At 62.9% G+C, this 19333-nt stretch carries 14 protein-coding genes, 5 tRNA genes and 1 pseudogene; 13 read left to right on the top strand and 7 right to left on the bottom strand.

All coding sequences use genetic code 11. From position 1 onward, the window contains the following. The first annotated feature begins 14 nt into the window (after positions 1-14). Together TZ03_RS15705 and TZ03_RS15700 are read left to right on the top strand one after the other, a co-directional pair. The gene (locus tag TZ03_RS15705; protein ID WP_051098918.1) at positions 15-770 is read left to right on the top strand and encodes a spermidine synthase; all 756 of its coding nucleotides are present in this window, start codon (positions 15-17) and stop codon (positions 768-770) included. 430 nt (positions 771-1200) lie between these two features. Next, complete coding sequence (locus TZ03_RS15700) at positions 1201-2871, top strand: DEAD/DEAH box helicase (RefSeq protein ID WP_051098917.1); 1671 nt, start codon at positions 1201-1203, stop codon at positions 2869-2871. 340 nt (positions 2872-3211) lie between these two features. On the opposite strand, the gene TZ03_RS15695 is transcribed toward TZ03_RS15700, so the two are convergent. Then, the gene (locus TZ03_RS15695) at positions 3212-3979 is read right to left on the bottom strand and encodes a DODA-type extradiol aromatic ring-opening family dioxygenase (RefSeq protein ID WP_051098916.1); all 768 of its coding nucleotides are present in this window, start codon (positions 3977-3979) and stop codon (positions 3212-3214) included. A 102-nt stretch (positions 3980-4081) separates the two neighbouring features. Here TZ03_RS15695 and TZ03_RS15690 point away from each other — a divergent pair, with 102 nt between their 5' ends. Next, complete coding sequence (locus TZ03_RS15690) at positions 4082-4732, top strand: thiopurine S-methyltransferase (protein ID WP_051098915.1); 651 nt, start codon at positions 4082-4084, stop codon at positions 4730-4732. Between the two features lie 215 nt (positions 4733-4947). On the opposite strand, the gene htpX is transcribed toward TZ03_RS15690, so the two are convergent. Together htpX and TZ03_RS15680 are read right to left on the bottom strand one after the other, a co-directional pair. After that, complete coding sequence (htpX, locus tag TZ03_RS15685; protein ID WP_051098914.1) at positions 4948-5835, bottom strand: protease HtpX; 888 nt, start codon at positions 5833-5835, stop codon at positions 4948-4950. A 476-nt stretch (positions 5836-6311) separates the two neighbouring features. Then, entirely contained in the window at positions 6312-7523 is a 1212-nt protein-coding gene (locus TZ03_RS15680; RefSeq protein ID WP_051098913.1) for a pyridoxal phosphate-dependent aminotransferase, read from the bottom strand. A gap of 167 nt (positions 7524-7690) precedes the next feature. Here TZ03_RS15680 and msrB point away from each other — a divergent pair, with 167 nt between their 5' ends. Both msrB and TZ03_RS15670 read left to right on the top strand, forming a co-directional pair. Next, the gene (gene msrB, locus TZ03_RS15675; RefSeq protein WP_051098912.1) at positions 7691-8086 is read left to right on the top strand and encodes a peptide-methionine (R)-S-oxide reductase MsrB; all 396 of its coding nucleotides are present in this window, start codon (positions 7691-7693) and stop codon (positions 8084-8086) included. 13 nt (positions 8087-8099) lie between these two features. Then, positions 8100-8588, top strand: a complete 489-nt coding sequence (locus TZ03_RS15670) for a glutathione peroxidase (RefSeq protein WP_051098911.1) — start codon at positions 8100-8102, stop codon at positions 8586-8588. Here the strand turns inward: TZ03_RS15670 and TZ03_RS15665 are convergent. Next, positions 8578-10935 (bottom strand): ATP-binding protein, encoded by a 2358-nt coding sequence (locus tag TZ03_RS15665; RefSeq protein ID WP_051098910.1) that lies wholly within the window; start codon positions 10933-10935, stop codon positions 8578-8580. The genes TZ03_RS15670 and TZ03_RS15665 overlap by 11 nt on opposite strands. Before the next feature lie 205 nt (positions 10936-11140). Here TZ03_RS15665 and TZ03_RS15660 point away from each other — a divergent pair, with 205 nt between their 5' ends. Both TZ03_RS15660 and TZ03_RS15655 read left to right on the top strand, forming a co-directional pair. After that, a complete protein-coding gene (locus TZ03_RS15660; RefSeq protein WP_051098909.1) occupies positions 11141-12028 on the top strand; it encodes an ATP-binding protein in 888 nt (295 codons plus the stop codon). After that, complete coding sequence (locus tag TZ03_RS15655) at positions 12029-12511, top strand: GAF domain-containing protein (protein WP_051098908.1); 483 nt, start codon at positions 12029-12031, stop codon at positions 12509-12511. It abuts the gene before it with no gap. Between the two features lie 234 nt (positions 12512-12745). On the opposite strand, the gene TZ03_RS15650 is transcribed toward TZ03_RS15655, so the two are convergent. Beyond that, entirely contained in the window at positions 12746-13513 is a 768-nt protein-coding gene (locus TZ03_RS15650; protein ID WP_051098907.1) for a hypothetical protein, read from the bottom strand. A 316-nt stretch (positions 13514-13829) separates the two neighbouring features. Here TZ03_RS15650 and TZ03_RS15645 point away from each other — a divergent pair. The 6 genes and pseudogenes from TZ03_RS15645 to TZ03_RS31810 form a co-directional block, all read left to right on the top strand. After that, positions 13830-13905, top strand: a tRNA-Glu gene (locus TZ03_RS15645). A gap of 4 nt (positions 13906-13909) precedes the next feature. Beyond that, positions 13910-13985, top strand: a tRNA-Gly gene (locus tag TZ03_RS15640). Between the two features lie 91 nt (positions 13986-14076). Then, positions 14077-14152, top strand: a tRNA-Glu gene (locus TZ03_RS15635). A 3-nt stretch (positions 14153-14155) separates the two neighbouring features. After that, positions 14156-14231: transfer RNA gene (locus TZ03_RS15630), tRNA-Gly, on the top strand. 84 nt (positions 14232-14315) lie between these two features. Continuing rightward, positions 14316-14391: transfer RNA gene (locus TZ03_RS15625), tRNA-Gly, on the top strand. Between the two features lie 440 nt (positions 14392-14831). Then, positions 14832-15306 (top strand): annotated as a pseudogene (locus TZ03_RS31810) (reverse transcriptase domain-containing protein); the annotation flags it as partial. Positions 15307-15441: 135 nt separating this feature from the next. On the opposite strand, the gene TZ03_RS15615 reads toward TZ03_RS31810, so the two are convergent. Both TZ03_RS15615 and TZ03_RS15610 read right to left on the bottom strand, forming a co-directional pair. Next, positions 15442-16524, bottom strand: a complete 1083-nt coding sequence (locus tag TZ03_RS15615; RefSeq protein WP_051098906.1) for a fimbrial protein — start codon at positions 16522-16524, stop codon at positions 15442-15444. Then, complete coding sequence (locus TZ03_RS15610; RefSeq protein WP_051098905.1) at positions 16524-19097, bottom strand: fimbria/pilus outer membrane usher protein; 2574 nt, start codon at positions 19095-19097, stop codon at positions 16524-16526. Before TZ03_RS15610 ends, TZ03_RS15615 begins: the two co-directional genes overlap by 1 nt. Positions 19098-19333: the final 236 nt, after the last annotated feature.

The following is a 19333-nucleotide window of genomic DNA, read 5'->3' as shown; positions in this document are numbered from 1 at the left end:
GGTGGGTGGCGAACATGGTGGCGGAACGGGAAGAGCGGCTACTGGCACGGGTGGAGGATGCCTTCGGCGTCATCAGCGTGTACGAAGTAGACGACTACCGCTTTCTGGAATTCGGCGATGCGATCGAGCAAAGCTGCGTGTTCACGGCCGACCCCAGCTGGCTGGAGTACGACTACACCCGCGCCATGCTGGTGGGGGCGCTGTGCCATGAACAGCCGGAGAGCGCGCTGTTTCTCGGCCTGGGTGCCGGCACCCTGACCCAGGCCTGCATGAAGTTCCTGCCGCTGGAAGACATCGAGGCCATCGAGCTGCGCCCGGACGTACCGCGCCTGGCCATGGAATACCTGGGCCTGGACGACGACCCGCGGCTGTATGTGCGCATCGGCGATGCCCTGGAACTGCTGCCCACGGCGGAGCAGGCCGACCTGCTGTTCGTCGACCTGTACACCGACCATGGGCCGGGGGTGGGGCACCTGGCGTGGAATTTTCTGGAGAACTGCCAACAGCAGCTGAACCCGGGTGGTTGGCTGGTGATCAACCAGTGGGCCACCGATGATGGCAAGCCGCTGGGCGCGGCGTTGCTGCGCGGGTTGTACCACCGGCATTACTGGGAGCTGCCGGTGAAGGAGGGCAATGTGATTTTGCTGGTGCCGGCGGACCTGGAGCAGACTCTGGACATGGAGGGCTTGCGGGCCCGGGCCGAGGCTTTGGCACCCCAGTTGGGTTACAGCCTTGAGGGGTTGATCCGCGACATTCGACCGGCGACTTGAGGACTGCATTGGCTTCTTCGCGGGCGCGCCCGCTCCCACAGGATACTCGCCGCCCTTGAGTTCTGTGATATCCCTGTGGGAGCGGGCGTGCCCGCGAATCAGACGATGCGGTGTAGCAGGCAGGAATCGATTCAGCCTCTCATCGCTGATGGCTTGATACTGGCCCTGCACCCTGAAAATTTTCCTCACCTACCCGCACTATTTCGGGTATAGTACGCGCCGGTCTTTTAGCGGACCTCAAAATCAGGTGGTGCAAATCCTCCGAGTCCAGCTTCGGCTGCACGTCCGCTAGGCGGACCTTCCCAAGTTTTCTTTTTCAATCGTTTTCGCAAATCCCCGCCGCCAAAGCTGCCTGGGTGACCTGACGGTCTTTCAAGGCATGTGCAGCTTTGGAGCATGGGTCTTTGCGGATGCACCTAGAGGCAGACCCATGACCCAGGAAACCGGCGGCTTCGCCGCTCTCGATCTCAATCCGAATATTGTTGCTGCCGTTCTGGCTACCGGCTACGAAGAGCCGTCCGCCATTCAGCAACAATCGATCCCGATCATCCTCGCCGGTCACGACATGATCGGCCAGGCGCAGACTGGCACCGGCAAGACCGCTGCCTTCGCCCTGCCGATCCTCAACAAGATCGATGTGAGCAAGCGCGAACCGCAAGCCCTGATCCTGGCGCCAACCCGTGAGTTGGCGCTGCAAGTTGCTACCGCTTTCGAAACCTACGCCAAGCAGATGCCAGGCGTGAACGTGGTCGCCGTGTACGGTGGTGCCCCGATGGGCCCACAACTGCGGGCGATCCGCAACGGCGCGCAAATCGTCGTGGCCACTCCAGGCCGTCTGTGCGACCACCTGCGTCGTGACGAAAAAGTCCTGTCGACCGTGCAGTACCTGGTACTGGACGAAGCCGACGAGATGCTCAAGCTGGGCTTCATGGATGACCTCGAAGTGATCTTCGACGCCATCCCGGCTACCCGCCAGACCGTGCTGTTCTCCGCGACCCTGCCGTCGTCGATCCGTTCGATCGCCGAGCGTCACCTGCGTGAACCGAAGCACGTCAAGATCCAGAGCAAGACCCAGACCGTTACCGCGATCGAGCAGGCCCACCTGATGGTCCATGCCGACCAGAAGATCCCGGCTGTGCTGCGTCTGCTGGAAGTGGAAGAGTTCGACGCGCTGATCGCCTTCGTGCGTACCAAGCAAGCCACCCTGGACCTGGCATCCGCGCTGGAAGCCAAGGGCTACAAGGCTGCCGCGCTGAACGGCGACATCGCCCAGAACCAGCGTGAGCGCGTGATCGACTCGCTCAAGGATGGCCGCCTGGACATCGTCGTCGCCACCGACGTCGCCGCCCGTGGCCTGGACGTGCCGCGTATCACTCACGTGTTCAACGTCGACATGCCGTACGACCCGGAGTCCTACGTGCACCGTATCGGCCGTACCGGCCGTGCCGGTCGCGATGGTCGCGCACTGCTGCTGGTCACCCCGCGTGAGCGCCGCATGCTGCAGGTGATCGAGCGCGTTACCGGGCAAAAGGTTGCCGAAGCGCGCCTGCCGAATGCCCAGGCCGTGCTGGATGCCCGCATCAAGAAGCTGACCTCGAGCCTGGCGCCGCTGGTAGCCGAAGCAGAAGCCACCCATGGCGAACTGTTCGACCGCCTGACCGCCGACCTGGGCTGCAGCCCGCGTGCCCTGGCCTCGGCCCTGCTGCGCAAGGCCACCAATGGCCAGGCGCTGGACCTGGCTGCGGTAGAGCGTGAACAGCCTCTGGTGCCAAGCTTCGCCCCGCGTGGTGAGCGTACCGAGCGTGGCGAGCGCCCAGAGCGTGGTGACCGCGAGCGCCGTGCGCCGATGCCGCTGGCCGAAGGCCGCGTGCGTTGCCGTACTGCCCTGGGTGCCCGTGACGGCATCGCTGCCAAGAACCTGCTGGGCGCGATCCTCAACGAGGGTGGCCTGGCGCGTGACGCCATCGGCCGTATCCAGGTGCGCGACAGCTTCAGCCTGGTCGAGCTGCCGGAAGACGGCCTGGAGAAGCTGCTGTCCAAGCTCAAGGACACCCGCGTGGCTGGCAAGCAGCTGAAGCTGCGTCGCTACCGCGAAGATTGATCCTGGCGCAATGAAAAAATCCCCGGCCTTGGTCGGGGATTTTTTTTGCCTGTCAGGGCCTCATCGCCGGCAAGCCAGCTCTCACAAGTACCGCGCAGATCTCAAGCTTTGCGCAGTCTCTGTGGGAGCAACTGTCTTGTATTGCCTGGACTGGCCTCATCGCCGGCAAGCCAGCTCCCACAGGTACCGCGCAGATCTCAAGCTTTGCGCAGTCTGTGGGAGCAACTGTCTTGTATTGCCTGGACTGGCCTCATCGCTGGCAAGCCAGCCCACAAGTACTGCGCAGGGCTTGAGGCCCATGCGGTCGAGGTGGGAGCTGGCTTGCCGGCGATAGGGTCCGTCAGCCGAACCGATATATGTCCATCCCCAGTGCCCCCAAGGTGAACCCCTGGTGCACCACTGCGAACTTGCCCCCAGCCCCAAGGGCAAAGAACAGTGGCAGCAAATGCTCATCGCTGGGATGGTTACGCACCGCGAACGGCGCCTGCTGCCGATAACCCAGCAACGCGTCCCGGTCATCCGCCCGCAGTTTTTCCACCACCCAATCTCGAAACGCCAGTGCCCAAGGCTCGATCACCTCCGGCCCGGCATGCCAGTCCAGCTCACCCAGGTTATGGGTAATGCTGCCAGAACCGATCAGCAGCACACCTTGGCCGCGCAACCCCGCCAACGCCTGGCCCACCTTCACCTGCAGCGTCGGCCCCATGTGGCTGGGCAGCGAAACCTGCACCACTGGAATGCTCGCTTCCGGGTACATCAACGACAACGGCACCCAGGCACCATGGTCGAATGGCCGCTGCGGGTCGAGCCGCGCGGGTAACCCTGCGCCCTGCAACAACTCACTGACCTGGCCGGCAAGGGCGGGGTCACCGGGTGCCGGGTACTGCACCGCATACAAGGCCGGAGGGAAACCGTAGAAGTCATGCCAGGTTTCTGGCTGTGCGCTGCCGGTGACCAGCAGCTCGCGGCTTTCCCAGTGCGCCGACACCATCACGATCGCTTTCGGCCGTGGCAGCGCGTTGGCCAGCCCGACCAGCGCTGGCCCGCTGGCGCCGGGTTGCAGCGCAAGCATGGGGGAACCGTGGGAAATGTACAGGCTGGGCAGCATGGCGGGGGTCCTGAAGGTTAAGATGCAATCATCTTCGATCAACTACAGATCGAAATCCAAACCAAGTTTTACCTACAAATTATCTAAAAATCGGGAGTGATCATGGAGCCAGCGTTCTGGCAGCAGCGGTGGGCCGACAATCAGATCGGCTTTCACCAGGCGCAGGTGAACCCCTATCTGCAGCGGCATTGGCCACAGTTGCAGTTGACGTTGGGCAGCCGCGTGCTGGTGCCGCTGTGTGGCAAGAGTCTGGATCTGGCCTGGTTGGCCGGGCAGGGTTATCGCGTGTTGGGTGTGGAGCTGTCGCGGCGGGCGGTGGAGGATTTCTTCCGTGAGCATGGGCTTGAGGCCGAGGTGCGGCAGCAGGGCGCATTCGAGGTTTGGCGCGGTGGTGACGTGGAATTGTGGTGTGGCGATTTCTTTGCCTTGCGGGCGGAGGATATCGGTGACTGCGCGGGGTTGTATGACCGGGCGGCGCTGATTGCGCTGCCGGTGCAGATGCGTGCGGGGTACATGCAACTGTTGTCGAGGTTGCTGCCGGCGAGCTGTCGCGGGTTGTTGGTGACTTTGGATTACGACCAGTCATTGCTGCCCGGGCCGCCGTTTTCGGTTGGCGATGAAGAGGTGAGGCAGGGGTTTGCCGGGTGGCAGGTGGATGAGCTGGAGGCTGTGCAGGTGATCGGGGAGAGCCCGAAGTTTGTGCAGGCCGGGGCTGCCAGCTTGTTGGAACGGGTGTATCGGGTTAGCCGATAACGGTATGGCCCGGCCTGACGCGATCTCTGTGGGAGCGGCCTTGTGTCGCGAAAGGGCTGCAAAGCAGCCCCGGCGATTTGTGCATTGTTGCTGAAATCCTGGGGCCGCTGCGCGCCCCTTTCGCGACACAAGGCCGCTCCCACAGAGATCGCGTCAGGCCGGTACAGGCATATAAAAAGGGCGACCGAAGTCGCCCTTTCTACTTAGCGGATGGATCAACCGCGACGGCGCAGGGCCTCGATGCGCTCTTCCAGTGGCGGGTGGCTCATCAGCAGCCCGGCCAGGCCGTGCTTGAGGCCGCCGTTGATGCCGAAGGCCTTCAGGGTGTCGGGCATGTGCACCGGCAGGCCCTGTTCCACGCGCAGGCGCTGCAGGGCGCCGATCATCGCCGAGGTGCCGGCCAGCTGCGCACCGGCTTCGTCGGCGCGGTACTCGCGGCGGCGCGAGAACCACATCACGATCATGCTGGCCAGGATGCCCAGGACCAGCTCGGCGACGATGGTCGCCACGTAATAGGCAATGCCCTGGCCTTCTTCGTTCTTGAAGATGACCTTGTCGACGAAGTTACCGATGATGCGGGCGAAGAACATCACGAAGGTGTTCACCACGCCTTGCACCAGCGCCAGGGTGACCATGTCACCGTTGGCCACGTGGCCGATCTCGTGGGCCAGCACCGCACGCACTTCATCGGGCGAGAAACGCTCCAGCAGGCCCTGGGACACCGCTACCAGCGCGTCGTTGCGGTTCCAGCCGGTGGCGAAGGCGTTGGCCTCGTACGCGGGGAAGATACCCACTTCGGGCATCTTGATGCCCGCTTCACGGGACAGTTCTTCAACCGTTTGCAGCAGCCATTGCTCGTGGCGGGTGCGCGGCTGGCTGATGATCTGGGTGCCGGTGGTCATCTTCGCCATCCACTTGGAGATGAACAGCGAGACGAGGGAGCCGGCAAAGCCGAACACGGCGCAGAACACCAGCAGGCTGCTGAGGTTCAGGTCGACCCCGTTGGCGGCCATGAACCCGTTGAAACCGAACAGGCTCAGGGTAATGCTTGCAACCAGCACCACCGCGAGGTTGGTGGCTACAAACAACAGAATGCGCATCATGGTTGTTACGTTCTCCTGACGGATGAGTTGTCGCTTACTGCGGGGTATATAAGGGGCCGACCGTGCCGATTCAATCGGGCGACTATTTCAAACTGTGTACGGCGGAGTATGGCAGAGGATGGCCTGGGGGCTGTGCGGTAGAGCGTTGCAGGATGTAAGAAACATACGGCTTGGGGTTGTGTTAAGGCCACTGGGTGTTTGGCGCGGGAGGTGTGGCGCCTGTGAGATCGAGCGCCGCCCGCGCGGCGCTTCGCGGGTAAACCCGCTCCTACGTTTGTTTCGGGCCAGTCTCGCCTGTGCCAGTGGCGCGCGACCGCCTTGCTTGTACGACGCGATATCGTGTCATTCGCCAAGGCGGTCGCGCGCATTTGGCACAGGAATAATTGGCCGGAAACAAACGTAGGAGCGGGTTTACCCGCGAAGCGCCGCGTGGGCGGCGCTCGATCTGCGCACCACCACAAAAATCCCGTCGAACCTTACTGCGAATAACCCTGCAGGAAATTACCAATCCGCCCAATCGCCGCTTCCAGGTCGTCCACCCGCGGCAAGGTCACTACGCGGAAGTGGTCTGGCCACGGCCAGTTGAACGCCGTACCCTGAACGATCAGCAGCTTCTCCGACAGCAGCAGGTCGAGCACGAACTTCTCGTCGTTGTGGATCGGGCAAACCTTCGGGTCGATCTTCGGGAAGGCATACAGCGCGCCCATCGGCTTCACGCAGCTGACGCCGGGGATGTCGTTGAGCAGCTCATAGGTGCGGTTGCGCTGCTCCAGCAGGCGGCCTGGCGGCAGCACCAGGTCGTTGATGCTCTGGTAGCCGCCCAGCGCGGTCTGGATGGCATGCTGGGCCGGCACGTTGGCGCACAGGCGCATGTTGGCCAGCATGTCGATGCCTTCGATGTAGCTCTGGGCATGGTGCTTGGGCCCGGAGATGATCAGCCAGCCGGAGCGGAAGCCCGCCACCCGGTACGACTTGGACAGGCCGTTGAAGGTCAGGCACAGCAGGTCTGGCGCCAGCGAGGCGGTGCTGATATGCACGGCTTCGTCGTAGAGGATCTTGTCGTAGATCTCGTCGGAGAACACCACCAGGTTGTGCTGGCGCGCCAGCTCCAGCATGCCCAGCAGCAGCTCTTTGGAGTACACCGCGCCGGTAGGGTTGTTCGGGTTGATGATCACCAGGGCCTTGGTGTTCGGGGTGATCTTGGCCTTGATGTCTTCGAGGTCGGGGAACCAGTCGGCCTGCTCGTCGCACAGGTAGTGCACCGGCTTGCCGCCGGCCAGGCTCACGGCGGCGGTCCACAGCGGGTAGTCGGGGGCCGGGATCAGCACTTCGTCGCCGTTGTTCAGCAGCGCCTGCATCGACATCACGATCAGCTCGGACACGCCATTGCCGAGGTAGATGTCCTCGATGGTGACGCCGGCGATTTCCTTCTGCTGGCAGTAATGCATCACCGCCTTGCGCGCACTGAACAGGCCTTTGGAGTCGCTGTAGCCCTGCGCGGTGGGCAGGTTGCGGATCACATCCTGGAGGATTTCGTCCGGCGCCTCGAAGCCAAACGGCGCCGGGTTGCCGATGTTCAGCTTGAGGATGCGGTGGCCTTCCTCTTCCAGGCGTTTGGCGTGCTTGAGCACTGGGCCGCGAATGTCGTAGCAGACATTGGCGAGCTTGTTCGATTTGCTGAACTGCATGATGGGATCCCGATTGAGAAAACGCGCTACGCCCCGCCGAAAGGTTTGAAAGGGCAGGAAGCGGGTGCCAGACTGAACGCCTGGCACACGAAGCCAACTAATATACGTGCCACCCGCGCCCCGGAAAAGACGGTGCGGGGTGAAATTCAGCCTGCCGAGGTCCCTACATGAAAAAGATCGAAAAAACCCTGGACGAATGGCGGTCGATGCTTGACCCCGAGCAGTACCAGGTCTGCCGCCTCAAGGGCACCGAACGGCCGTTCAGCGGCAAGTACAACAGCGAGCGCCGCGACGGCATCTACCACTGCATCTGCTGCAGCCTGCCCCTGTTCGATGCGCAGACCAAGTTCGATTCCGGCTGCGGCTGGCCGAGTTTCTACGCGCCGATCGAAGACAGCGCGATGATCGAGATCCGCGACACTTCCCATGGCATGATCCGCACCGAGGTCACCTGTGCCCGCTGCGACGCCCACCTGGGCCACGTGTTCCCCGACGGCCCACCGCCGACCGGCCTGCGCTACTGCATCAACTCGGTGTGCATCGACCTGCGCCCGCGCGACTGACCGGAGCCCGAACATGGCTGGATCAATGCTGGACATCCCCTGCGTGACCCTGGGCGGCGAGCACAAGAAGCTCGGCGACTTCCCGGGCAAGGCGCTGCTGGTGGTCAACACCGCCAGCCAGTGCGGCTTTACTCCGCAGTACAAGGGCCTGGAGCAGCTGTGGCAGGCCTACCGCGAGCGCGGCCTGGTGGTGCTGGGCTTCCCCTGCAACCAGTTCGGCAAGCAGGAACCGGGCGATGCGCGGGAGATTGCGCAGTTCTGCGAGCGCAATTTTGGCGTGAGCTTCCCGCTGTTCCGCAAGGTCGAGGTCAACGGCCCTGGTGCCCACCCGCTGTTCGTCGAACTCAAGCAGCGTGCCCCGGGCCTGCTCGGTACGCAGAAGATCAAATGGAATTTCACCAAATTCCTGGTCGACCCGGCCAGCGGGCAGGTCAAGCGCTACGCCCCCACCACCAAACCACAGGCACTGGAAGCCGACATCGAGCGCCTGCTCAGCCGCTGAGCGGCACCCAGTGTTCCACCAGTGCAAGTAGTTCTTCGCGGCGGAACGGCTTGGCCAGGTAGTCGTTCATGCCCGCCGCCCGGCAGCGCTCGCGTTCCTCGGGCATGGCGTTGGCGGTGAGGGCGACGATCGGCAGGCCGGGCCAGCGGCCGCTCTGGCGGATGCGCCGGCTGGCCTCGTAGCCGTCCATCACCGGCATGTTGCAGTCCATCAGCACCAGGTCGAATTGCTCCTGTTCCAGCAGCGCCAGGGCCTCGGCGCCCTGGGTGGCCAACTGTACCTGGCAGCCGAGCTTGGCCAGCATGCCCTTGGCCACCAGTTGGTTCACCGGGTTGTCCTCCACCAGCAGGATCCGCGCGCGGCCTTGTTCCTGGCTGATGGCCGGGTTGGCCAGTGGGTGCTCGGGCTCGAGGCCTTGCAGGGTGCGGCGCAGTGTCTGGTACAGGGCGTTGCGTGCCAGTGGCCGGGCCAGCTGATGCAGGGGGGCGAGGGCGAGCGACTGCTCGCTGGGCAGGAAGTTGCCATAGGCGGTCACCAGCAGGATGGGGGATTTCAGCGCTGGGCGCAGTTCGAACAGGTGGTCCACGTCGTCGGTGATCAACAGGTCGATGGCGGCGGCGTCCAGTGTGGTGCTGCTGTCATGCCGCTGATAGGCCAGGCCCCAGGCGGGCAACAAGCCCTGCAACAGTTCATTGAGCCCGCTGCCAGCGGCGCTCAGCGCTGCCACGCGGCCATGCAGCGGCGCAGGCGCAATGGCTTCGGTGTGCACGGTCAGCGGCAATTCGGCGGTAAAGCAACTGCCAAAGCCTGGCTCGGAGCGGATGTGCAGGTGGCCCTGCATGGCCTTGCACAGGTTGCGCGTCAGCGCCAGGCCCAGCCCTGTGCCGCCATACTGGCGGGTGATGCCGGCGCCAGCCTGGGTGAACGGCTGGAAAATCCGTGCCTGGGCTTCCTCGGGGATGCCGATGCCAGTGTCGCGAACTTCCAGGCGCACGCCGCCAACGATAGGCGCCAGGCGCACATCGACGCGGCCGAAGCGGGTGAACTTGAGGGCGTTGGACAGCAGGTTGCTGACGATCTGCCGCACCCGCGTGGGGTCGCCGAGCACGCTGCTGGGGAAGTCGTCGGCGATCAGGCAGGTCAGCTCGACGCTTTGCGCGGTGTTCTGCGACAGCAGGTTGGCGGTGTCTTCGACCATCGAGCCCATGTCGAACGCAATGCGCTCCAGCTCCAGCTGGCCGGCATCGAACTTGGACAGGTCGAGAATATCGTTCAGCAGTTCCACCAGCACCTTGCCCGAATCGTGGGCGATCGCCAGCTGCTGGCGTTGTTCGCTGGGCAACGGGCTGTCCAGCGCCAGGGCGATCATGCCGAGCATGCCGTTGAGCGGGGTGCGGATCTCGTGGCTCATGTTGGCGAGGAAGGCGGCGCGCGCCTGGGCCATGTCCAGCGCTCGGCGGCGGGCCTCTTCCAGTTCCTGGTTGGACAGGCTCAGGCTGTTGTTGCTGGCTTTGAGCTCGTTGGTGCGCGCCGAGACGATGTCTTCCAGCTCATTGAGGTATTGGGTCAGGCGGTTTTCCGCGGTACGCCGTTGCTCGATCTCGGTGGCCATGCTGACGAACTGTTGGTTGGCGACCTTCACCAGCACGCCGATTTCGTCGTTTTCGTGGCCGTGCGGGCACTCCAGGCGGGTTTGCCGGGGCTTGCGCGGATCGCGGCCAGTGAGCGCGCCGATCACCTTCACCAGCGGCTTGGTCAGCATCATGTAGAACAGTGCCAGGAGGATGCCGGTCAGTACCAGGCTGCGCGCAAAGCCGTTGAGCAGGGTGATGCCGGCGCGGTCGAGGAAGCGGCTGCCGAAGGCGTAGGTGTCGACGTCCAGGTACAAGGTGCCGAGGTATTCCTCAGGCATGTGGGTCAGGTACAGGCGCTCCTTGAGCTGGCGCTGCTCGCCGAACAGGAAGTCACTTAGCGGCCGGTAGCGGTCCTGCAGGCGCGGGCGCCCGACATCGGCCAGCACCGTTTCGTTGTTGTCGATCAGCCGTGCGCGGATGACCGCTGGCGACTGCAACAGGCCGCGGGTCAACTCCAGGGCCAGTTCCGAGTCGATGTTGTAGGCGATGCGCGAGGCCGGGTTGTGGCTGATTTGCAGCAAGGCGCGCACTTCGCGGTTGATGGACGCGTCTTCGCTGGCATAATCGATGCCGATCTGGATGAGACTGAGCAATGTTCCCAGGATGAAGCCGACCAGGACTGTCAACCGGGCTTGCTTGTATGACAGGCGATTGGTGAACTTGATATCCATGAGTCCCGAGCCGGTTTCACGTCCCTTGCGCTGCGCAAGCATAGCCGAATAGCCCCGGCTGCTGGCGGGTCTGTCTGTTCATTTCAGTTGATCGCCAAGCGGGGGCCGCTGCGCGGCCCTTCGCGGGCTTGCCCGCTCCCACAGGATACAACGTAGCCCCAGGCTGGAACGCGATCCTTGTGGGAGCGGGCGAGCCCGCGAAGGGGCGCAAAGCGGCCCCAAAAAACTGAAATTTGTAGGAGTCGTCATGGACGCTCGCTTGATTGCTTTCCTCGACCGCGCCGAATCGGTACTGGCGCGCCTCGAACCACTGCTGCCGGCCCCGCGCCCGCTCATCGACTGGGGTACCACCCTGGCCGCGCGCTGGCAGCGCGATGGCCGCAGTGGCTACCTGCTGCCGCTGCAAGTCAGCCTGGATATCCGCCTGACCGACCTGATCGGTGTCGACAAGCAACGTGACCAACTGGGCCGCAACACTCACCAGTTCATCAGCGGCATGCCGGCCAACCACGCGCTGCTGTGGGGCTCGCGTGGCACCGGCAAGTCGTCGCTGGTACGTGCCCTGCTGGCCGAACACGCCAGCGCCGGCCTGCGCCTGATCGAAATCGAACGCGACCACCTGGCCGACCTGCCGCGTGTGGTCGAGCAACTGCAGAAGCTGCCGCAGCGCTTCATCCTGTTCTGCGACGACCTGTCGTTCGAAGCCGGGGAGGGCGACTACCGGGTGCTCAAGAGCGTGCTCGACGGCTCGTTGGAGCAGGCCCCGGACAATGTCCTGCTGTACGCCACTTCCAACCGCCGCCACCTGGTGCCGGAAAAGCAGAGCGACAACGAAAACTGGAAGATGGTCGATGGCGAGCTGCACCCCAATGAAGCGGTGGAGGACAAGATCGCGCTGTCCGACCGCTTTGGCCTGTGGCTGTCGTTCTACCCGTTCAGCCAGGAACACTTCCTCAACGTGGTCGAGCACTGGATCGGCCAGCTGGCGCGCCCGGCCGGGCTGCGCTGGCAGCGTGACGAAGCCCTGGACATCCTCGCCGTGCGCTGGGCCACCGGCCGCGGTAACCGTAATGGCCGTTGTGCCTATCAGTTCGCCCGCTACTGGGTCGGGCTGCAATTGCTGGAGCAAAAGTAAATGATCGACCTCAATGCCAGTGGCGCTGGCCTCGACGGCTACAACCTGCTGGCGGCGCAAGTGCAGGCGCTGTTTGCCGACGAGCGTGATTTCATCGCCAACGCCGCGCAGTTTTCGGCGTTCCTCTATAACCAGGTGGACGACCTGAACTGGGCGGGGTTCTACCTCAACCGCGACGAGCAACTGGTGCTGGGGCCGTTCCAGGGCCAGGTGGCGTGCGTGCGCATTCCGTTCGGCAGGGGCGTGTGCGGGGCGGCAGCGGCCACCCGCAAGACTCAGCGGGTGGAAGACGTGCATGCGTTCCCGGGGCACATTGCCTGTGACAGTGCGTCCAACAGCGAGCTGGTGATCCCGCTGGTGAAGGAGGGCAGGTTGATTGGTGTGCTGGACCTGGACAGCCCGAAGCTGGCGCGCTTCAGCGAGGCGGACCAGGAGGGGCTGGAGCGGTTGGCGGCGATCTTCCTGGAGCTGACTGACTGCTGATTGTTGTGTTGCCTACACCGGCCTCTTCGCGGGCTTGCCCGCTCCCACAGGTGTATCACTGCCCTTGAGGTTTGTGATTATCCTGTGGGAGCGGGCAAGCCCGCGAAGAGGCCAGTACAGGCAGCACAAGGCAATTATTCCTATAGGGTACTGCACAAGGTTTTGAGCTGGTGATGAACCTGTGGGAGCCGGCTTGCCGGCGATAGGGCCATCAAATCCACAACAAATTCCGGATCAGTCGTACATCACCTTCTTCTTCCAGGTCTCGTCCTCATCGGTCTTGAGCCCTTCGGTCAGTTCGTTGTGCTCGTCCTCCGCCGGGGCCATGCGGTCCAGTACCTGGGCGTTGGCCCGGGCCAGCAATTTCTCCAGATAGGTCAGTTGCTCTTCATACACCTTCGGCTCTGGTTGCTTGCGCAGGTACTGCACGCCGCGCTCGAAGGCCAGGCGCGCCTGGCCTGGCTGGTTGTTCTGCAGGGCCTGCTGGCCAAGGTTGTTGAAGAATTCGATATGCAGCAGCACCAGGATATGGCGGACTTCCCTGACCCAGTGCTTGGCCTCGGGGGCGGGCAGGAAGCCTTCCTGGGCGGCGCGGGTCACCTGGTTGTGCAGGGCCTCCAGCAAGAAGCGCACATCCTTGGCCTTGACCTCGGTCTGGATCGGATTGGGCGGGTTGTTCACCGGCATCTGCTCGCCCTGGGCAATCAGCCCTTCCAGTTCGCCGATGCGTGTCTTGATTCCGGCATTGTACTTGTCCAGCGCCAGCTGGCGCTGGTTGAGGTTGAGCTCCAGGCGGGTCAGCAGCAGCTTCAGCGCCGGGGTCATGAACTGGCCGGGGAAGGTCTCGGTGATTTCGCCGCAGCGGCGCAGGCGCTCGGCCAGCTCGATCTTCAGTCGGGCACGCTCGAGCTTGCCGTTCTCGACCACATTGTTGAGGTAGCCGATCACGATCAGCAACGCGATACCCGCCACGATAAGCAGGGTGATCAGGAGTGGTGTCACCGTTAATGCCTCATTGAAGAAGAATTACAGCTTTGAGTGTAGTGAGTTTGCCTGGGGGCGAATAGCGGCTATATGCCTGTACCGGCCTCTTCGCGGTTTTAGCCGCGAAGAGGCCGGTACAGGCAACCCCTCTCTCTATATCGTCCACCCAACCCGCATCTGCACCCCAACCCACCCGGAAGTCATTGATTTAAATAAATTTCTACAAAGGGGTTGACGCATGTTCGAAGCATCCATAGAATGCGCGCCACTTGCAGCGTAAAGCACACAGCGAAACGCGGCAGGGAGTGAAAGCAGGCAGTAATGCCAGCAGCGTGTCCCCTTCGTCTAGTGGCCTAGGACACCGCCCTTTCACGGCGGTAACAGGGGTTCGAGTCCCCTAGGGGACGCCAAATTGCGGGAATAGCTCAGTTGGTAGAGCACGACCTTGCCAAGGTCGGGGTCGCGAGTTCGAGTCTCGTTTCCCGCTCCAGTTTCTCCGGCAGCGCTTAACGGCGGGGCAGGAAAAGAAAATCCAGGCTGAATCGTGAGGTTCTGTTCTGGTGCACTGAAAAGTGTCGTGTGTCCCCTTCGTCTAGTGGCCTAGGACACCGCCCTTTCACGGCGGTAACAGGGGTTCGAGTCCCCTAGGGGACGCCATTTGCGGGAATAGCTCAGTTGGTAGAGCACGACCTTGCCAAGGTCGGGGTCGCGAGTTCGAGTCTCGTTTCCCGCTCCAGTTCAATACTGTGGCGTCTATGCGGTGCAGTGGTGGTGAAGGTCTTCATGGCGCTTCACGCCGATAGCGGTAAAGTTTCACAATGCGGGAATAGCTCAGTTGGTAGAGCACGACCTTGCCAAGGTCGGGGTCGCGAGTTCGAGTCTCGTTTCCCGCTCCAAATACAGATTTACAGAGTTCATCGATTTCTGTAGATCTTCAAAAAAGACGCTTCGGCGTCTTTTTTCGTTTGTGCGCCAGGCATGGCGCGTTGCGCGTTAGCGCAACCTGCTTGGTTGTGGTGGCCAAAGCAGGACTTGGAGGTGAAAGTCCTCTACACACCCGGCAAGGGGAAGTGTTAGCCAGGGGCAAGGGTGGCGCGGGCGACTGCGAATCTGAAGGAAGCCCGAGGCAAAATGCTGGCCTGACGAACAGGAAGCGGATAGAGGCGGCGCAGTGGGGTAAGAGCCGCCAGTAGGCGCCAGAGTCTCGTCGAATGTCGAAAAGCAGAAATTTCTCCGAGGGAGAACTGTGACCCCAAGTTCCGGACAGAATCCGAGAGTGACGACTGGCAGTGCACAGGCATCGACGGCGTCCCTGACGTGGACGAACGCGGAGCCGGACACGCTGTTCTCGGACTACAGCTACGGCTTTCGTCCGGGCAAAAGCGCTCATCAAGCCGTCGAAACGGCCCGCTCCCATGTGGGGGCGGGCCATCGCTGGTGCGTGGAACTTGATCTGGAGAAGTTCTTTGATCGGGTCAACCACGACATACTCATGGCCTGTATCGAGCGCCGTGTCGAAGACAAATGCGTGCTCAGGCTTATCCGCCGTTGCTGTCGAACATCCTGCTCGACGAACTTGATCGTGAACTGGAGCGGCGGGGCCACCGGTTCGTGCGCTATGCCGATGATGCGAACTGATGCGTCTGGGTCTGAGCCGAGAGCGTGCTTGTAAATCTGCCTTCAATGGCCGAGGCCCATGGTGGAACTCGGGTGCGTCACATGTAAATCAGGCCCTACCGAAGAAACTGTGGGATCAACTCGGACTGGTCTCAATACTGGATACGATCAACCGGCTTAGCCGCATAACCTGAGCCGCCGTGTACGGAACCGTACGCACGGTGGTGTGAGAGGACGGTGGGTGTGAACCCGCCTCCTACTCGATTTGCTTGTTTGGTTTTATCGGTACACAGGCCGCAGGGTATTCGCTCTGCGGCCTTTTTTGCGTGTTATTTGTAGCTCACGGTAAAGGTCAGCCCCCCCTCTGCCAACCCCGGCGTCACCACCGGTGCACTCTGGTAGTAGCGCGCCTGGAAGTCCAGCTGGGTGATGCCGATACTCACCGGCTTGGCCAACTCGTCAGATTGCAGTGGCATGGGGGTTCCATCGCTGCGCAGTAGCTGGATTTCAACCCCGCCAGCATCGGAAGCACCACCCAGGCTGAAGCGCCCGTCGGCCGGAACGGTCGGCACCGAGCCATTGGCACCATCCAGTTCGATGTATACATTGGCCGGGGCGGGGTTTGGGGCGCTGGCGTCTTCACAGTCACTGAGCGTGATATAGAACGGCACGGCCGTCGTAGTGCTACCTAACCCTTTGAAGTCAGCCAGGGAGTGGTCACCCAGTCGCACAGGGTCGGCGCTTACCGCATCGGATTTCAGCGAGCACTGCGCCTGGTTTACTGTTGCGCTCATGCGGTAATCCATGACCTTGCCCAGATTATGCAGAAACCCATGGAACATCTCGCCGTTGACACGTTGGGGCCCGGGTGCGATCGGCCCCGTCTTGATGAACCAGGCCTGCCCCGTCATGACCGACACTTCTACGTTGAAAGGCTGGTCTCGCAGGGTACCTGTGTAAGGGATGACAGGACGGGTACCGGGATCGGGAACGAATGAGTTGTTGGCTACTCCGTCAAAAGGCGAACCAAGCTCAATGTATACCCCAACCCCTGGGATGTTGGTTTCCATGACATGCCCATTGATGTCCTTGCCACCCAGGGGGGGCAGGGTGCCAGAGAAGATGGGCGCAGTGTTGGGCAGCCTCGCCTTGGGTGGGTTGGCGGCGTCCCACAAGCACGAGGCCCGCGCGCCTTCGTTGTTGTTTCTGGTGATCGAGCTGGTACCGATCACGCTACCCACCGCGGCATCACGGGGCACCCAGAATATCCCCATGTCACGCTCGAAGGTCATGTAGCTGGCGCCCGCGCGGAACGTACAGTTCGCGTAAGCGTTGCCAGAGCAAAGGCCCAGGGCCAGGCAGCAGGCGGTCAAACGCAAGCGGCGGTGGATATTGAATGTGAACGCGTTCATCAAAGCATTTCCTGGGTATTGTCGCCGGACAGAAGGGGCTGGCCGCTGGCCACGGGTAGTTGGCAGTGCAGGGTTTGCAGGCGGTAGCCGCCCTCTTGTGCGAGTGCTTGCGGGTCGATATTCAGTGAGCAGGCGTTGTCGCTGACCTCGCCCCACAGCACACGTATCGCTTGCGGGCCTGTGATGCGGGTGGACACCAGGGCCTGGCCGGCCTGGCCCACTACCCCCAGGCTCTTGCCGTCCGCATCGAGCACCTGAGCGCCAAACGGCACGGGTTGGCCGTTGGCCTGCAACAGTGTCAGCACCAGGCGCGCCACATGCTCGGCCTCGTAGCTGGCCTTCACTACCGCGCCGCGGCGCGGCACCACCTGCTGGCTGGCATTGCCAATCACCACTTCCGGCGACAGGTCGTCGGTTTGCAGCACCAGCGCATTCAGGCGATAGGGGCGCAGGTACGGCACCAGTGCATAGCCCTGTGCATTGGTTCGCGCCGAGGGTGTGTTCTGCACGCCGACACCGGCCACGTCGGGCACATGTACCAGGGCCATGGTTTCGCCCAGGTGGCTGCCAAACGCCACGCCGTCGCCATGCAGCATGATGGCACCGCTGGCATTCACCGACATGCTGCGGTAGTCGTTGCCTTGGTTATAGCCCATGCCGACGCTGGCCTGGCTGCCCTGGTAGTTGACGGACAGCCCGCCACTACTGCGCCCCTGGCCGTCGTTGGCCAGCGAGGTACTGTAGCTGAGCTGGTTGTCCAGCAAGCCGCCGCTCAGGCTGGCACGTTCGCTGGTTTGGCCGTTGTCGTTGCGCAGGTCGAAGCTGGCTTGCTGCTGGCGGCTGAAGTCCAGCGGCACGCTGAGGCTCAGGCCGAACATGCGGCTGTCGTGATTATTCGCGTCCAGCGCCTGGGAGGCAAACAGGTTGACCGCCACCTTGCCTACGCGGGTGGTGTATTGCAGCTGGTACTGGCGGCGCTGGTTGCTGGTTTGCCAGTAGGTGTCCTGGGAAAAAGTCAGGTTCAGCGCGCTGCGTTCGCCCACGCTCTGGTACACCGATGCTTCCAGGCGGCTGCGACGGTTGCCGAGGTAGCTGCTGGCATTGCTGCGTTGCTGCACGGCTTCGTCAAAGTCGCGGTAGCCCTGGGTCGAGTAGCGATAGCCGGCAAAGCGCAAGTTGGTGCGGGTGTGGAAGCTTTTGCCATAGCGCAAGGCAAAGCTGTGGCCCTCAGTCTCGCCCAGTGTGTTGCCCAGGTCGCTGGATGAGCGGGTGACATCGAACGACAGTGCTCCCAGCTGGCCGATATCACGGGCCATGCCCAATACACTGGCGTTGTAGTACTCGCTGGAAAGCAGGCCGCCGTAGAGCGTGGTATCCCAGGCGCCGCCTCGGGCCAGGGTGGCTTGCCAGAACAGTGGGTCGTCGAGCTGTTCGGCGCCGTCATAGCGGCCCACGGTCGCGCTGTAGCGCCATACACCTTCGCGCAGCAAGCTGCCCATGCTCGAATAGGGTTGGGTGAAGCGACGGACCTGGCCATCGGCCTCGGTGATGACCACTTCCAGCTCGCCATGGCCAGAGCCCACGCTGAGGTCATCGATGGCATAGGGCCCGGGGGCCACGTAGCTGGAATAGATAGGGTAGCCATTGTGCAGGATTTCTACCTTGGCGCGGCTCTGGGCTACGCCGCGGATTACCGGGGCGTAATGCTGCATCGCATCGGGCAGCATGCCCGTGTCGGATGCCACACGTGCACCGGTGAAGCGCACGCTGCGGAACATGTCGCTGTTGGTGAAGGTTTCGCCCAGCGTGAGGTTGGCCTGCAGGCCAGGCAGGTCGCGCTGTGCATAGGTGTCGCTGCGGGTCCAGCGGCGTGCCCCGTCGGCCTCCTCGCGCAGCGCCTGCTTGCTGCGCAGGCGCCAGGCGCCCAGGTTGAGGCCACTGTTGAGATACAGGTCCTGGCTACTGCGGTTTCCGCCGCCGCGCTGGCTGCTGTGTTGGGCCGAGGCCTGGTAACTGATGAAGGCGGCATTGATGCCGTTGCTCCAATGGGCCTCTGGCACGCTGCCTGAACGATCCTGGCGCAGGGCAATCTGCGGGATCGACAGTGATAGGTGCAACTGCGCGGGGTCGAAGTCGACGCTGGCGTGTGGCACCAGCTGCGGCAGGCCCACGCAGCTGTCGTCGTCTGGCAGGGGCATCTCCAGGGCCTGTTCGCGCAGGTCGAGGGTGCGCAGCAGCTCGGTCGTCAGGCAGGGCTGCAGCCCTCTGCCATTTGGTCCTTCGATGAAATCAATATCCTGTTCGGGCAGGGGGCTGAGGTTGAGCGAGATCTGTACCCGGTATCGCCCCGGCGGCAGATGTGTCTGCGCGGCAAGGTTTTGCAGCGCCAGGGCCCCGGCCTCGGCGGATTGGCCGGGGGCCTGGCGCATGAAGCCGGTCTGGAAGGCGATATCGGTCTGGCCTGCCAGGGCAGGGTGGGCAAGGGCAAGCGCCAGACAACCGCCAAGCAGTGGCGGCAGCGGGGTGACGCGCGGGCGCAACGGCAATAGCCTGCGCCGTTCGAGCTGGAGCATGAGCGTGTCCTGGGCGGCGCCGACGGACGATGCACAGGTGGGCTCGTGGCAGGCGCTTGAAGTGAATGACGGGGCGTGAGGGCAGCTGTTGAAGCTGGGTCACATTGAAAAGGCGGGGGCAGATTAGAGTGAGGATAAAACTAGCGATGTAGGAAAAGGCTTCAGGCCTGCTGGGATATGCGGATGTTCTGGTGATTGTCTTGGAGCTTGATGAGACGTCTCGCTGCCAGAGGCAG

Source organism: Pseudomonas sp. 10-1B (assembly GCF_000935045.1).
Classification (GTDB): Bacteria; Pseudomonadota; Gammaproteobacteria; order Pseudomonadales; family Pseudomonadaceae; genus Aquipseudomonas.
Note: the sequence above shows the minus strand (reverse complement) of the source record. Positions and strands in the feature narration are given on the sequence as shown.

Coding starts and splice junctions, on each gene's coding strand:
- TZ03_RS15670 (WP_051098911.1), top strand. CDS start 8,100: ATGGCTGGATCAATGCTGGACATCCCCTGCGTGACCCTGGGCGGCGAG.
- TZ03_RS15700 (WP_051098917.1), top strand. CDS start 1,201: ATGACCCAGGAAACCGGCGGCTTCGCCGCTCTCGATCTCAATCCGAAT.
- TZ03_RS15695 (WP_051098916.1), bottom strand. CDS start 3,979: ATGCTGCCCAGCCTGTACATTTCCCACGGTTCCCCCATGCTTGCGCTG.
- TZ03_RS15610 (WP_051098905.1), bottom strand. CDS start 19,097: ATGCTCCAGCTCGAACGGCGCAGGCTATTGCCGTTGCGCCCGCGCGTC.
- TZ03_RS15660 (WP_051098909.1), top strand. CDS start 11,141: ATGGACGCTCGCTTGATTGCTTTCCTCGACCGCGCCGAATCGGTACTG.
- htpX (WP_051098914.1), bottom strand. CDS start 5,835: ATGATGCGCATTCTGTTGTTTGTAGCCACCAACCTCGCGGTGGTGCTG.
- TZ03_RS15690 (WP_051098915.1), top strand. CDS start 4,082: ATGGAGCCAGCGTTCTGGCAGCAGCGGTGGGCCGACAATCAGATCGGC.
- TZ03_RS15655 (WP_051098908.1), top strand. CDS start 12,029: ATGATCGACCTCAATGCCAGTGGCGCTGGCCTCGACGGCTACAACCTG.
- TZ03_RS15665 (WP_051098910.1), bottom strand. CDS start 10,935: ATGCTTGCGCAGCGCAAGGGACGTGAAACCGGCTCGGGACTCATGGAT.
- TZ03_RS15680 (WP_051098913.1), bottom strand. CDS start 7,523: ATGCAGTTCAGCAAATCGAACAAGCTCGCCAATGTCTGCTACGACATT.
- TZ03_RS15705 (WP_051098918.1), top strand. CDS start 15: ATGGTGGCGGAACGGGAAGAGCGGCTACTGGCACGGGTGGAGGATGCC.
- msrB (WP_051098912.1), top strand. CDS start 7,691: ATGAAAAAGATCGAAAAAACCCTGGACGAATGGCGGTCGATGCTTGAC.
- TZ03_RS15615 (WP_051098906.1), bottom strand. CDS start 16,524: ATGAACGCGTTCACATTCAATATCCACCGCCGCTTGCGTTTGACCGCC.